A 14,561-nucleotide genomic window follows, 5' to 3' on the forward strand; every position below is an offset into this window, starting at 1 on the left:
ACGGATCATGGTATTATAGTCAATGAAGGACATTTCGAAATATTCAACAGGAGGCTGTGCTATGCCGGATCGGTTAACGAGAAATGAAGTCCCCACGCAACGCACATGGAACCTTGCGGATTTGTTCCCCTCTGACGAGGCGTGGTCTCGGGAAGTTCAAGCCATCCTCGACAGTTTACATAGCGTTTTAACGTATCGAGGTCGCCTCGGCGAATCTGCAAAAGTGCTTCTCGAATGCCTGGAAGCAGGCGAACAAATCAACGAACGAATGGTGCGGGTCGTAACGTTTGCGTCACTACGCCAGTCGGAGGATGGGACGAATCCGGTCAATCAAGCGCTGGCGGGTAAAGCCTCCGCCGCGATGGCGGAAGTTCATGCCGCACTTTCGTTCATCGAAGCGGAAGTCGCCGCACTCAATGAATCCACCCTCAAGGCGTGGCTCCAAGAAGAATCAGGGCTTGGCGTATACGAGCGGACCCTCCAAAAAATTTTGGACTTCAAGCCCTACCGATTGTCGCCAGAGACAGAGTCCACGCTCGCCGCGCTCGGACAGGTATTCGACGGCCCCTACCTGGTTTACCAGCGAAGCAAATTGTCCGATATGCAATTTGCGCCCGCGAAGGACGCGACTGGCCAGGAACACCCCGTCTCATTTGCCCTGTTCGAGGACGTGTACGAATTCACCCCCGACACCGTATTGCGCCGCAACGCGTACAAGTCATTCGTCGAAACCCTCAAGTCGTACAAAAACACGTTCGCTGCAGCCTATGCCACCGAAGTTAACCGACAGGTCGCGCTGGCGCGCCTTCGCGGCTTCTCCACCACCACTGAAATGCTTTTGCAGCCGCAAGAAGTGACTCTAGACATGTACAACAACCAACTGGATGTCATTCAAACGGAATTGGCCCCGCACATGCGACGCCTGGCCAACTTGCGCAAACGGTTGTTCGGATTGGACGAAATGCGATTTTGCGATTTGAGAATCCCGCTTGACCCCACATTTAATCCACGCACCTCCATTGAAGAAGCGTCACAGATGATACTCGATGCACTTGCCGTAATGGGTCCAGAATACGTAGAAAATATCCGCACGGGGCTCGCCAACAGATGGGTCGATTACCCAGATAACATCGGTAAGGCGACAGGCGCCTTCTGTTCGAGCCCGTACGGCGTGCATCCGTATATTCTCATCACGTGGGGCGATACCATGCGCAGCGCGTTCGTATTGGCCCATGAGCTCGGTCATGCAGGGCACTTCGCACTCGCCAATCAATACCAGCGCCTCTTTAACACGCGTCCATCCACTTATTTCATCGAAGCGCCATCGACGATGAACGAGATGCTATTGGCTCAGTACATCCTTGAACGTTCGACCGACCCGCGCATGCGTCGCTGGGTCATCAGTCAGCTGCTTGGCACGTACTACCACAACTTTGTAACACATTTGCTCGAAGGGGAACTGCAACGCCGCGTGTACCGTCTGGCCGACGCCGGGCAATCCATTCATGCAAGCATTCTGACGGAACAAAAAACAGAGGTGTTAAAGCAGTTCTGGGGAGATGCCGTCGACATCGACGAAGGCGCAGGGCTCACCTGGATGCGTCAACCACACTACTATATGGGATTGTATCCCTACACGTACTCCGCTGGCCTCACCGCCGCAACTGCCGTGGCCAAACGGATTCGTGAAGAAGGTCCAAGCGCGGCGGCACGATGGGTAGAAGTTCTGAAAGCGGGCGGTACAAAATCCCCACTGGAACTGATGCGGATGGCCGGTGTCGACCTATCGACGCCAGCGCCTATCTCGGAAGCGGTGGCCTATGTAGGACAACTTGTCGACGAACTCGAAGCGAGCTTCGCCGACGAAGTGTAACACAACACACCCGGCCATAACGAATGAACGAAGTACAATCCTTAAACCAGCGCACCTTGACGCAACAACTCGGCGCGAACGAGGTCTGCATCGGGGTGCGTGAACCGGGTGGATTGCGCGGCTGCAACGCCAGCAGCGTGACCTGTTGCAAAGGCCGTGCCCATCACGCGCGCGGATGCGAACGCGATAGCGTCACAGGAGATGATGCGACCAGCGCACCAAAGGTTGGAAAATCCGTCGACCGCGAGTGACCGAAGGGGGATATCGTAATACGATTTGTCCCGAATTTGCTGATACACCGCTGGTGCCCCTGGTTGATGAATCTCCACTGGCCAACCACCTCTCGCCACAGCATCGAGATGCCGGACGCCGCTTAGCACGTCCTCTCCCGCGAGCGTATACTGTCCACGGACGTGGCGAGTCTCGCGAATGCCTAATGCAGGCCCCGTTTGGATCAAATACGCGGATTCAAACCCGGGAACGTGGCGACGAAAGACATCGAGATACGACCATGCCTGCTGACGCGCAGACATTTCCGCAGCCGTCAGGCTTGCCGCATCGAGCCCGTTGACCGACTCGTCGACAAACAGCGCCAAAATGTCTCCCGACGCCAAACGCAAGACCATCCCTTTTTCTTTGGACAAGGTATCAATCCCTGCTTGTTTGCCCAGTTGAATCGCCTCTGTAAAGAGCTCCCGGACAATGGGCACATCGCGTGCAACACCGCCGATGCGCATCACCAACGTTCCAGCTTGCACCTGCCCCTCGTCATCGCCAAAGCGAACCGCTCCACCTGCCAGCGTCGTCAAATCGGCCTCGCCGCTGGCATCGACAAAGGCGTCGGCGCTTACCGTTAGGCGGCCGGCGTGATCGACACACTCGATTTCGACGACGCGATTCTCCTGCACTTGCGCGCCGATGACTTGGCAATGCAAACGCGGCACGACACCCGCGCGCAACAGCAGGCGGTCAAGCGCGTATTTGCTCTTTTCGCCATCTGCGATGACGATGACGTTCCCGGACGCCGGGTTGCGCCTCGGCTCAATCTCAGGACCAATCGCCGAGAGTTCTTCCAGAAACTGCGCACCCACGCCGCCAACCACCTGTTGCAAGGGTTCCGCTTGTGCAAAAAAACCACAATAGGAGAAAACTGAACTGTGTGTCCCGGCTCCACCGAAGTAAGGATTCCGTTCGACAATGAGCGTCTTGGCCCCGACATTTGCCGCCCCTACTGCCGCAGCCACGCCCGCTGAACCGCCGCCGACCACGACGACGTCAAACTCAAGTTTTCGCTGCTTAAACATACACAGCCTCCACATATATTTGTCACACCCAAATCGCGTTCATCCATCTCTCAGTTAGCAATCAACTTTACTATTTTACCAATGGATCAGCAATTGCAGAAATTTTACGCTTGACTCGCCGCCATGCGCCTTCAGCTTTTGAGATAATTATGTCAGGGTTGACCAAGGGGATCTAGCCACTTTGTAGCCGCAAGTGAGTCCCATTTTACTGAAGTACAGCGTACAAATAAATCAGCGTTCTAGGGCAAGCGCTCGTCACAAGTTCCAATGAAATCATTGGTGGATTAACGGCGCATTGGGAAGGTCAAAATAAACCGAAGGCCATCATTCTTCGGACTGATGGCTCTGATACACGAAATGCTGCATACAATCAATGGGTATTTACAGATTCGGGATGAATATGAATGGACTGACCTGCGCAAAGGTAACTGAGCGCTACCGCGACGAATCTTTGCCCAAAGCTGCACAGCGGGAGGCGCCTTATCGTAGTCTAAATATGTTGATTGGATGTCTGTGGGGTGATATATTCCAACATTGGATGTATACACATCCAGCCTTCTTCGCCTTCGCTTGTGCTGCTTGCTTGGGTTGATTACCATAAATAAGAGAATACATCTCAGTCAGTTGGATGAAGGAGCGAGCTGTTGCATGAGCATTTGGTCTGGAGTATTACCAGAAGTTCTGCTCGTTGCTTGGCTTGTCGTGTTCTTTCGAAATCTGCCAGATCTTTTGCGAATCCCTCATCTTACGTCACAGGAATCAAGCCTTTTTCATACCGACTGTCGACACGCGAGAGAGGCGAGCGCGCCAAATGAACACGAACGACGAATGCCGAAGGTTTCCGTGGTCATTGCCGCAAAGAATGAGGCGGCTCGGATTGGCCGAACGCTGGATTCGCTGACAAGCCAAGCGTATGACGGCGACATTGAAATTGTGGTGGTCAATGACAGATCTGAAGATGCAACTGGTCACGTCATTGATGCCAGAGCAAACCAGGACAGTCGAATACGCCCAGTCCACATCACCTATTTGCCATCTGGTTGGCTGGGGAAAAACCATGCGCTCTATCAAGGGGCAAAGGTTGCCAACGGAGAGTACATCTTGTTCGCGGATGCAGATGTCTATTTTTATCCAGATGCCATTCATCGCGCGATGGCATACGCGGTCGAACACCAAATCGATCACTTGACGATTGCACCAAAAATGATTGCACGCACGACCTCATTACAACTTCTGACTGCTTTTTTCACGTTTAACTATTTGTTGTTTAAGCGCCCGCATTCCGCTTATCGCAAGCGCACGCGTGCACACGCGGGCATTGGTGCATTCAATTTGGTTCGCCGCAACGTCTACGATGCCATTGGCACGCACCGCGCCATCATGTTACGACCGGACGACGATATTTATCTTGGAAAGCTCATTAAAAAACACGGATATCGTCAGCAATTTGGTATCGCTGAATCGTTTGTCGAGATTGAGTGGTACGACACGACGAAAGACATGTTACACGGACTGGAAAAAGCGCCGTTGGCGGCATTTCGATTCTCACCAACCGCGCTTATCCTAAGCATGATTCCTTTGCTCATATTGTACGGCGGCCCGATACTCGGCTTGGTCGTTGGACCGGGACCCTATCGTTGGTTGTATGGTATCGCCTGTGTGTTGATGCTGTCTCTGTACACCGTACACGTCGCCTATTTGAAGTTTCCAAAGTACCAAATCGCACTGCTTCCCATCGCGATGCTGCTATTCATTTACGGATTTGTCCGAGCCGGCGTATTAGCGCATCGGCGCGGTGGTCTCATCTGGCGAGATACGTTTTATGCGTTCGACGAGTTAAAAATCAACGCATCACCCCATACGCGATGAACGAGTAAGTTCATCCGGTTCCCATCCCACGACCCGGCGTCAACTCAGGAAGACAACGGGAAACGTGTGGATGAGGACCGGAACGAACAACCTCGTCTCCTAAGCACTATCCACGCTTGACATGCTCGACAACTTCCCTTGATTGTTCAGTTCTGCGACGCAACAGCAAAAAATACGATATCGCACCGAGCGCCGCACAAAATACGTAAAGCGCGCGAAACCCAAACGCCTGGGCGATAGCACCGCCAATCAGACTGCCGGCCATGGAACCGATATTATTCGTGTTGCTATACAACGTAGTAGCCGATCCCGGCGCGTCCGGCATAAAATCCTGCATATAACTCATTCCGATGCTGACACTAATGGAAATAAACACTGCGCAGACCAATTGCAACGCGAGCATTTGCCACACAGTATGCGCGAATGCCGCGCCGACATAGTAGCCTGTGCCGCAGATGGAACCGAACAATAACAACATCCGTTTACCGACCCGATTGGCAATGGTCCCAAGCCCCAACATGATAGGAATCTCCAATCCTGCGCTCAAACTAAAGACCCACCCCACGTCGTGTTCAGGCGCGTGGAGCGTTTGCGTAATAAACAAAGACATATAAGAACCGTTGATGCTGGACGCCGTGTACACCGCCACAAACGACACACAGGACATCAATACGTCCACTTGCTTTAAATACGTGAAAACCCCCGCTGGTCGAGCGCCATTCGGTACGACGACGGATCTACGCTTGAGGAAAAACAGAACAATCACGAAGACAGCGGCGAAAATAGCACTGGTCATGGTAAACAACCCGTTATAGCCCAACGCGTTCAATAAAAGTACACCAGCCATCGGGCCGATGACCCACGCCAAGGAGAAAAACGAGCGAAGCGTCGTGATGGCGAAGGTGGCATCAACATTGGGCGACAACAGCGTACTCTCGCGCGCATACGCGAACATCTGCGGGAAGGTGGCGGATCCTAACCCTAGCAAAACCGTGGAAACGGCCAATAACACGAGATAATCGTGAAAAACAAGAAAACTTGCATAACCAAGCCCTGCCATCACAGAGGAAAACAACATGACATCCTTTTTCGGCGTACGCGTATCTGACATCCGCCCCAACCAGGTACTGGCCACAATTCCTCCAAGTGCATTCATGCACATGAAGATACCTAGGCCTGCGGGAGACATGTGAATAACATCGGTTCCGAACAGCGACAAGTAGGGACGCGTGATAGACAGCCCTATCCCAATCAGTGTGATTCCAATCGTTAATACCACATACCCCGGCAGGAAGCGCGACCTACGGGTCGAATCAGTCGAAGCAGACGAAGCAATGCGCACTCAAGGGCCCCCTACCTGTCTTGAAGGTTCCTATAGTTTCATGCAATCCGATATCCCTCTCACGAACCCGCCTGCTGTAATCCAGCAACAAAACCGGTCAGGATGATGGTGAGAATGGTGACCATGATAAATAATGCGACAATTGTTACCGCAATCCACAAAAAGCGTTTTTTGCCACGACTCAATTTCACGCACTCACCTCAGGAACTCCATAGACAGTCTGCAAATCTATTCGCATATGAGCGTAGAGGAAAATTCGCGAAGATTCAATTGTCTATACAAAAAAATGTCTAAATGAAAAATCACCCCTTGGACGCATTCTGTGCATGTATCCAAGGGGTGATATATATTCCGCATTCCGTCCGAAGGCCTACAAACTCCCGTAGCCTTAACTCGTCATTGGCAAATCAGGCTGCTTGCGACCTCCGCGCAACCACGCCTCGACCGCCGCCTGACCACTCCGAACCGCCCCTTCGAGCGATGCGGGCCAGCCAGTGTTTGTCCAATCACCAGCGATGAGCAAACCCGACACAGCGCTGATGGGATTCAGCCGCTTTCCTGCCGTGCCTGGACTCGCCAAAAATGTGGCGCGCGGCTGCCAAACGACTTTGCAATGTTCCACATTCGCAGCACGCGCCTCAGGCAAAGCCTCCGCAATTGCCTTTGCTACCATGTCGCCAATCTCTTCGTGCGACAATGCGCGATACCTGTCCGCCGCAGAGATGGAAATCGAGAGCCACCGACCATCGAGACGGTCCTCACCAACCAAAGCCGCCCGATTGAAAACAAACATGCCCCCCAATTGCGTGGAGGCAAAAACATCGTGTTGCGTGACCCGGCGGTCATACAGGATAAAAGCGTTCAGAATCGGGCTCCAAGCGAGTTGTTGCAGTCCCTGAAAGTCCGCGTGCCGCTGCCATACATCCGGCAACATCCGCCATAACGCATCGTGCGGGACTGCAGAAATCACGGCATCCGCCACCCAGTTCTGGCCGTCGCGCAGACGTGCACCCTTCACCCGATTTCCCTCAAACAACAAAGAATCTACGGCTGTATGGAAGCGAACCGTAACCCCTTGTCGTTGTAAATGGGACACCGCGTCGTCCGCAAGGTCGCCTAGTGGACGCGTGAACAAACCGAGCCTCGCCTGCTGCCAACCGGCAACAACGCCCATTCGAAAAGACTCGGCGGCGAGTCCGGCACTTATTTGGTCGACGTGACCGTTGAGTACAGCTGTACCGACCAAATCCCAAAGGCGTCGAATCGTGCGTTCCGTTTGACCATTTTTCCGCAGCCAGTCCCCAAAACTCATCGCGTCGAGCGCTTCCACGTCGGGATGAAGAAAACCTGGAGCCGCCCGTAGTGCACGCACTCGTTCCAACATACCAAGATGGGCATAAGACAACAGTCCCGGCAACAAGTGCAGTGCGCCTGCAAGCCGTTTGCTAAACAACTGCCCCCAAGCCCCTTCACAATACACTGGGATATTCAAGCACTGTTGAAAACGATAGGCGTTGGCGATATTCATGTCGCCAAGCAATTGAACAAACTGGTCACAGCATCCAAGCAACACGTGCTGTCCGTTGTCCAAATCCAGTCCTTGTTCCTTATCCGTAAACGAAAACGCTCGGCCACCTGCGCGCGGAGCGCGTTCCAACATCACAATCTGCTCTCCAGGCACACCCGCCAACATCAGCGAGTGTGCCGCGGAGATACCCGCCCAGCCTGCACCAATAATAAGTATGCGCGAGGATGTCATACGGTTGCGGACGCTTTCCATAGAGCACCCCATACCAATTGCAGCTTTTTCGATCCCGACACATGAATCCGTTCTCCAAACACGTTGAACCCCGTGGACTGGATCTTATTAAGAATTTCATAATACATCAGATAAAGGACGCGTAAACAACGTAAACTATCCGATTCCACGAGTGGGAACAAATTACGTGCACGCTCGTAATAAGCTTTCGCACGCCGTGTTTGCTCATTCATCAACGCATAAAAAGCGGGTGTCGTTCGCGACGTCACCAAATCCTCCACAGAGTAGCCGACGCGGCCCATCTCTTCGAGCGGCAAATACACCCGCCCCCGCTTGGCGTCCTCCTTTAAATCGCGCAGGATGTTGGTCAACTGCAAGGCGATGCCCATATCGCGGGCCCATTGGAAAGCAGCGGGATCGCGATAGCCAAAAATATGAACACACATTTGCCCGATGGTCCCCGCCACATACTCGCAGTACCGCTCCAATTCAGCAAACGTCTTAAAGCGCACCGCTTCCATGTCAATTCTCATACCGTCAAGGAGTCCGGCAAATGGCTCTTTCGGTATGTGAAAGCGCCGAACGGAATCCCCCAGCGCCTGAACCACAGGATTTGGATGCGACGCATACCCCTCTTCGTATGCATCCAAGTAAATCCGTTCAGCCCGTTGCAGGTGTTCTTCTGCCGTTTGTCCGTGAAAGTCGTCTACGGCATCATCGCAAATCCGACTCCAGGCGTAGATGGCGTACATAGCCATACGCTTTGCCGGAGGCAAGAGACGCATCCCATAGTAAAACGAACTTCCAGCCTGGCGTGTGGACTTCGCGCAGTATTTATACGCCTGCGTCAAATTCATGTGCCCTCATCTCCTTGACTGGCTACGGCTTAAAAAGTGTCTTGCAAGCGATACGTACCTTCTTCCCTGTCGACACAACCGGTCGGTGCGACAGCGAATCATAATTTTGCTGCTCAAGCGCGCGCAACACTGCCTCTCCGCCATAACGGTACAGCCGCAACTGCATGCGCAGCCGTTTCGGTACGGTCGGTTCCAACTCGGCCCCCCGCCGAAACAGTTCCCACGTCCGCTCGACTTCGTGGCGGATACAGGCACGAATCGCCTCCGTAATCACCCCTGTACGATATTCTGCAAGCGACGAACCAAAGCGCTCCAAATCCTCAATCGGAACGTAGAAGCGCCCACGTACCACATCGCGGCTGATATCCTGCAGATGATTGGCAATTTGCAATGCAGTACAAGTGCAGTCGGAAAGCGTTTGGCGGTACTCGTCTTGATACCCAAACAACCCTAAGACCATGCGTCCGACTGGATTCGCAGAATAACGACAATAATCCAGCAAATCCTCCCAAGTGTCGTAGGTCGACTGGTGTTGATCACGCCGGTTTGCTTCAATTAAATCGTCAAACGGCTGCCGCGGCAAGTCAAATTGGCGAATGGTATGTTGCAAGGCCCGAAACTCCGGTATCTCTGGCGTACCCGTGTAACACAATGTCAGTTGGTGCGCCCACTCGTCCAGCGCCTTTAACCGGTCGCCTGCAAACTCGTCACCGATGTCATCGACACCGCGACAATACGCGTAAATTGCCGCGAAATGCGGACGAAGCGCACGTGGAATAAACATCGATAGCACAGAAAAATTTTCATAATGCGTAGATGCTAACGCCTGGCACGCCGCAAAGTCCGCCTGCAACGCAACTGGTATCGTGGACATGATCCGATTTACCCCCGGATTCGCTGCATCGCTTCCTGATAGCGGCCCAACGCCCACACAGGGAAAATATCACGATACATCGTATACGCAAGATAGAAATCCCCCGGAAAACCGGTTCCCGTGTACACCTCTTCGTCCCAGCCACCATCTGCACGCTGCGTGTCGTGAAGGTAAGTCACCCCGCGCAATACCGCATCTGACTCGACGCGGCCGCCCGCGATGAGCGCCATCAATGCCCACGCGGTCTGCGACGGTGTACTCACACCCTGACCTGCGAGGCGAGGATCATCGTAAGAACGGCAATCTTCACCCCAACCGCCATCCTCATTTTGATGCTCGACAAGCCAATCGAGCGACTTTTGCACCCACGGCTCACGCATATCGACACCGACGGCCTTCAATCCCGGAACGACCGCACCGATACCATACACGTAGTTGACGCCCCAGCGGCCAAACCATGATCCATCTGGGCGCTGTTGCGACTTGAGGTACTCAACCGCCTTACGAACCACCTTCCATGCCTCGTCGTACCCAAAGCTTCCAAAACACTCCAAGACGTGCGCAGTGACGTCTTCCGATGGCGGATCAATCACTTCACCGAAGTCGCAGAATGGAATCCGATTGGTCAACTGGCGCGTGTTGTCCACATCGTATGCGCCCCAACCCCCGTTCGAACTCTGCATCTCGCGCAACCAACGAAAACCACGGGTCAATGCGTCACGGCGCTTCCCTTCATCCGGCAGTTGAATGCCATTGAGCGCCAAGACAACCATCGCCGTATCATCGACGTCTGGGTAGTTTTCGCAGTGGAATTCAAATGCCCAACCGCCTGGTTTCGCCTTGCGTCGACGAACCTTCCAGTCGCCATCTTTCAGAATTTGTTTACTGACCAGCCACTCACCCGCTTTAATCAGCGCTGGATGATCTGGTGGCAATCCAGCCGAACGCAGGGCCAAGACAGTTAGACCAGTATCCCAAATGGGCGAAATACTCGCCTGGAACATCCATCCCCCGTCACTCGTGTGTACGCCATAGGCCTCAAGCCCTTCAAAACCTTTTACAAACGCAGGATGGTCGGTCATATTCATACATTTAAGCGCCAACAACGCGTAAAACCATGGTGGTTGAATTCCGCCCCAGCAGCCGTCAGCTTCCTGATGCGCGAGTATCCACTCGAGCGCCTTTTGCTCGCCGCTCTTGCGACCTGGTTGAATCGGCCATTTGTTGTACGCCTTCAAAAACTTATCCAATGCGACAAAAAAGCTCGAATCTCCACCCTTGGCCGAACGTTGCTTCGGCGGGCGCTTCGCCTCGAACAATTCCGGAACCTGTGCATAATCCGGCAGCGGCGTCACCGGTCGGCGGTTCATCACGATAGTCAGCGTGACGATAGTGGCTCTCGCCCAAGATGCAAAATCATAGATGTTCAACGGCACGCTTTTCGGTAAATGCATGATTTCAGGAGGAACAACCGGCAACTTATCCCACGGATACTGGCCAACCATGGCCAACCACAAGCGTGTAAAGACACGCGTCGATTCGATGCCACCCTCGTTTTGAATGAATTCCTTGGCCTGTACCATTTGCGGGTCAGATGCTGGCTCACCCAAGTACTTAAGCGCCACATACGCCTCAACCGTGGCATTCAAGTCACTTGGGCCCCCCGGATAAATGGACCAGGTGCCGTCTTCGCGGCGCTGACTAATGATATACTTGCGGATTTGCGCCTCGCGCTCGGGGTTCTTTTTCCCCAAACAGTGACATAGAAGCACATATTCCGCTTCCATGCAGACATTTGACAATAGCGGCGCCCACCAGTATCCGTCGGGTGCCTGTCGGCGCAAAAGATGTGCGACGCCTGCTTCCAGCGTCGCTTGTACCATAGGTGTATCTAGGAGTTGCTTCGTCATGTTTACACACCCTTTTCCGACGATTCTTTCCGACTCGCTAAAGTGTGTTGCTGGGGCTTTACCCCCTCCGCCCGAAACCATTCAATGGCCCGCATCAGTGCGTCTTCAACAGGCGTTTGTGGGAGTCCCAATTCCCGAACGGCCTTCTCCGCCGTAAAGTACATCGGAACTTTTGCCAACTTCACACCAGCTACCGGGGCCCGCGGCGATTTCGCCAACAACGGAGATAACATATACTCATCAATCCCGGCCACCAAATACGCGAACCAAAAAGGGATTTTCAAAGATGGTGGCTTCCTGCCAGAAAGTCGGGCCACGGTGGCGACGAGATCGCCAAAGTGCATATTTTGGTTGCCCAATATGTACCGTTCCCCTCGGGCGCCCTTCTCGTACGCCAGCAAATGGCCTGCCGCGACGTCCTCCACGGCCACCAAATTCAAACCTGTCTCGACATAGCCAGGCATCTTACCGAGCATCGTATCCAAGACAATCCGACCTGTCGGCGTCGGTTTGACATCCCACGGTCCAACCGGTGTCGACGGATTGACAATCACAATGTCCATGCCGCCACGTGCGGCATCCAAGACCAATGATTCGGCCAGTACCTTTGTCTTTTTGTACACACTATGAACCTTGTCCGGATTGACAAAACGCGACTCATCCGCCGGTTTTCCGTCGTCGCGCAATCCAACCGCCGCCGTGCTGCTCGTGTACACAAGGCGTGGCCCCCCTGCTTTACGAACGGCATCGAGCACCCGCTTTGTCCCCTCTACGTTGACCGCATGCATAATGGCCGTATCGCGCCTGTCCAACGAGTAATGCGCGGCCACGTGAAAAACCGCGTCGCACCCCGCCACAGCTGCCTCCAGCCCTTGTCCTGTGGCCAAATCTCCGACAGCCACCTCAATGCCCTGTGCGCCAAGTCTGTCCGCGTGCTGTTCTGGAGAACGCACGAGCGCGCGCACAGAGTGCCCGGATGACCGCAGCGCAACCGCGACATGATAGCCGACAAATCCCGTAGCACCGGTCACCAACGCACGCACGAAAGTCCCCTCCCTATCGCTTGCAATACGCGTCTGGCCGTAAGCGCCCGATATGGTAACAGAGCAGCTTGCGGCCACCCACGCGGGTTGCGCCACTGCGGAAGCAAATCGCGCGCCTCGTCCAGCACCACCCGCACAATGGCCGCGGGTACGCCATACGACTGCGCGACCTCGCACCAAGCGTAGCTTTCTTGATCTACCGAATTGGCGCCATACCGCGTCGCCAACGCCTGTTTCTCCGCCGGCGACGCAGCGACGGTTTCAACAGAGACCATAGCGCCGCCAGAATTGATTGGCGCGCTATACGGCGCGAGCAGTCGAGACTGCGCCGTCACACGCGCCTGAATCTCGCTGACAACGGACTCTGGCAGTTCACGCGTGACTAGCGATTCGGCCCCGCCCCCGCGGTACAAAGTAGCTGGAATCACCACCGTCCGGCGCGTCAGCGTCGCATCCAACGCGCCACACAAACCGATACCAACCACGAAGCGCGGGCGATATTTCCGAATCAGAATTTCCGATTGCCTACGAGCAGACTCCGGCCCGATGCCCGTGACCTCCACGCGCCAACGGCCCGCGTCCTCTCGTTGTAACGACGCAAACGCGCTAGCCTCAAACCGCATGGCGGCCAACACGAGAACAACATCAGACACGGTCAATTATGAGGCGAAGAACCAGCGGACCAAACGCCACGTGTCCTTCGGAGTCATTGCGCCTACAGCAGATGCTTCATAGCCACTGTGCATCATGCAGCTCGCACAACGCGGATTTTCGCCATAACCGAATTCTTCCCAGTTTGTCTGATTCATCATCTCTTCAAACGTGTCATAATGCCCGTCTGTCAAGAGATAGCAGGGACCCTTCCACCCCTTCGGATTGCGTGTCGGGTTCCCCCACGGCGTGCAACGCAAATCCTTCTTGCCGAGTAAGAAGTCAAAATACATTGGCGTATCATAAAAGCGAACTTTGCCCTTGGCGTTGTCGAGGATTTCCTGCACAAGCGCATTGACTTCCTTGCGATGCAGGAAGATATCGCTATGAGATGGATCCACCTCTTCATAGGTGAAAGCTGGCGAGAGAATGCTGTTGTCAACGCCGATTTCCATCAGCTCTTGCAGCAGTTCTGCCGTATCTTTGGCGGATGCGCCTTTGTATAAAGTCGTGTTGGTCGCTACGCGGAAGCCGCGTTCTTTCGCGGCCTTGATACCCTTAATGACGATATCGTAGACGCCCTTGCGCTCGACCATTTTATCGTGGTGTTCCCGTTTGCCATCGAGGTGAAAAACGAACGTAAACCGAGGATCGGGCTCAAGCTTGTCGAGCACGCGGTGCAACAAAATCCCGTTTGTGCACAACATCGTCAATTTTTTACGCGCAAGCATCCCTTTGACGATGTCGACGATTTCTGGGTGGACGAGTGGTTCGCCGCCAGCAATGGAGACAGCAGGTGCCCCGCATTCGTCAACCGCCGCAAAGCACTCTTCGGCACTCAGGCGCATTTTGAGGACTTCCGGCGCCTGCCGAATTTTCCCGCAGCCAGTGCAAGTGAGGTTGCACATCTCCGTCGGCTCCAACATGAGAACCATGGGGAAACGCTTGTTGCCTTTGACTTTTTGTTTCATGATGTACTTCGCCATATCGATTGTCAGTCCAAGCGGTTGTCTTGCCACAAATATCCCCTCCAACACAATATCGTCTGTCATGAGATGATCCTTGTGAAGCCAGAAACA

At 54.1% G+C, this 14,561-nt stretch carries 12 protein-coding genes; 2 read left to right on the top strand and 10 right to left on the bottom strand.

Annotation, left to right across the window (positions count from 1 at the left end):
* The first annotated feature begins 61 nt into the window (after window positions 1-61).
* Entirely contained in the window at window positions 62-1,873 is a 1,812-nt protein-coding gene (pepF, locus tag J3482_RS08840) for an oligoendopeptidase F (RefSeq protein WP_206922287.1), read from the top strand.
* 41 nt (window positions 1,874-1,914) lie between these two features.
* On the opposite strand, the gene J3482_RS08845 is transcribed toward pepF, so the two are convergent.
* Window positions 1,915-3,177 carry an FAD-dependent oxidoreductase gene (locus J3482_RS08845; RefSeq protein WP_206916840.1) on the bottom strand — a complete coding sequence of 421 codons (1,263 nt, stop codon included), beginning with the start codon at window positions 3,175-3,177 and terminating at the stop codon, window positions 1,915-1,917.
* Between the two features lie 648 nt (window positions 3,178-3,825).
* Between J3482_RS08845 and J3482_RS08850 the strand changes: the two genes are divergently transcribed.
* Window positions 3,826-5,046, top strand: coding sequence for a glycosyltransferase family 2 protein (locus J3482_RS08850; RefSeq protein ID WP_146822904.1), 1,221 nt, complete (start codon window positions 3,826-3,828; stop codon window positions 5,044-5,046).
* Between the two features lie 106 nt (window positions 5,047-5,152).
* On the opposite strand, the gene J3482_RS08855 is transcribed toward J3482_RS08850, so the two are convergent.
* The 9 genes from J3482_RS08855 to hpnH form a co-directional block, all read right to left on the bottom strand.
* On the bottom strand, window positions 5,153-6,388 hold the full coding sequence (locus J3482_RS08855) for a sugar efflux transporter (protein WP_146822902.1): 1,236 nt from the start codon (window positions 6,386-6,388) through the stop codon (window positions 5,153-5,155).
* A 59-nt stretch (window positions 6,389-6,447) separates the two neighbouring features.
* A complete protein-coding gene (locus J3482_RS21275; RefSeq protein WP_262927007.1) occupies window positions 6,448-6,579 on the bottom strand; it encodes a hypothetical protein in 132 nt (43 codons plus the stop codon).
* 197 nt (window positions 6,580-6,776) lie between these two features.
* Window positions 6,777-8,168: a hydroxysqualene dehydroxylase HpnE gene (gene hpnE / locus J3482_RS08860; protein ID WP_223204134.1), complete on the bottom strand. Its 1,392-nt coding sequence runs from the start codon at window positions 8,166-8,168 to the stop codon at window positions 6,777-6,779.
* Entirely contained in the window at window positions 8,144-9,004 is an 861-nt protein-coding gene (gene hpnD, locus J3482_RS08865) for a presqualene diphosphate synthase HpnD (protein ID WP_146822900.1), read from the bottom strand. Before hpnD ends, hpnE begins: the two co-directional genes overlap by 25 nt.
* A 22-nt stretch (window positions 9,005-9,026) precedes the next feature.
* Complete coding sequence (hpnC, locus tag J3482_RS08870; protein ID WP_146822898.1) at window positions 9,027-9,878, bottom strand: squalene synthase HpnC; 852 nt, start codon at window positions 9,876-9,878, stop codon at window positions 9,027-9,029.
* A gap of 8 nt (window positions 9,879-9,886) precedes the next feature.
* The gene (gene shc, locus J3482_RS08875) at window positions 9,887-11,788 is read right to left on the bottom strand and encodes a squalene--hopene cyclase (RefSeq protein WP_206922288.1); all 1,902 of its coding nucleotides are present in this window, start codon (window positions 11,786-11,788) and stop codon (window positions 9,887-9,889) included.
* Between the two features lie 2 nt (window positions 11,789-11,790).
* The gene (gene hpnA / locus J3482_RS08880; RefSeq protein ID WP_146822894.1) at window positions 11,791-12,831 is read right to left on the bottom strand and encodes a hopanoid-associated sugar epimerase; all 1,041 of its coding nucleotides are present in this window, start codon (window positions 12,829-12,831) and stop codon (window positions 11,791-11,793) included.
* Window positions 12,816-13,454, bottom strand: coding sequence for a phosphorylase family protein (locus J3482_RS08885; protein ID WP_206916844.1), 639 nt, complete (start codon window positions 13,452-13,454; stop codon window positions 12,816-12,818). Before J3482_RS08885 ends, hpnA begins: the two co-directional genes overlap by 16 nt.
* Window positions 13,455-13,490: 36 nt before the next feature.
* A complete protein-coding gene (hpnH, locus tag J3482_RS08890; RefSeq protein WP_146822890.1) occupies window positions 13,491-14,501 on the bottom strand; it encodes an adenosyl-hopene transferase HpnH in 1,011 nt (336 codons plus the stop codon).
* Between the last annotated feature and the right edge of the window lie 60 nt (window positions 14,502-14,561).

The organism is Alicyclobacillus suci (assembly GCF_017329615.1).
In the GTDB taxonomy this organism is placed as follows: Bacteria; Bacillota; Bacilli; order Alicyclobacillales; family Alicyclobacillaceae; genus Alicyclobacillus; species Alicyclobacillus suci.

What these genes read in the sequence shown, in the direction of transcription:
- J3482_RS08885 (WP_206916844.1), bottom strand. Translation starts at nt 13,454, where the DNA reads ATGCGGTTTGAGGCTAGCGCGTTTGCGTCGTTACAACGAGAGGACGCG.
- shc (WP_206922288.1), bottom strand. Translation starts at nt 11,788, where the DNA reads ATGACGAAGCAACTCCTAGATACACCTATGGTACAAGCGACGCTGGAA.
- hpnC (WP_146822898.1), bottom strand. Translation starts at nt 9,878, where the DNA reads ATGTCCACGATACCAGTTGCGTTGCAGGCGGACTTTGCGGCGTGCCAG.
- J3482_RS08850 (WP_146822904.1), top strand. Translation starts at nt 3,826, where the DNA reads ATGAGCATTTGGTCTGGAGTATTACCAGAAGTTCTGCTCGTTGCTTGG.
- J3482_RS08845 (WP_206916840.1), bottom strand. Translation starts at nt 3,177, where the DNA reads ATGTTTAAGCAGCGAAAACTTGAGTTTGACGTCGTCGTGGTCGGCGGC.
- hpnE (WP_223204134.1), bottom strand. Translation starts at nt 8,168, where the DNA reads ATGGAAAGCGTCCGCAACCGTATGACATCCTCGCGCATACTTATTATT.
- pepF (WP_206922287.1), top strand. Translation starts at nt 62, where the DNA reads ATGCCGGATCGGTTAACGAGAAATGAAGTCCCCACGCAACGCACATGG.
- hpnD (WP_146822900.1), bottom strand. Translation starts at nt 9,004, where the DNA reads ATGAATTTGACGCAGGCGTATAAATACTGCGCGAAGTCCACACGCCAG.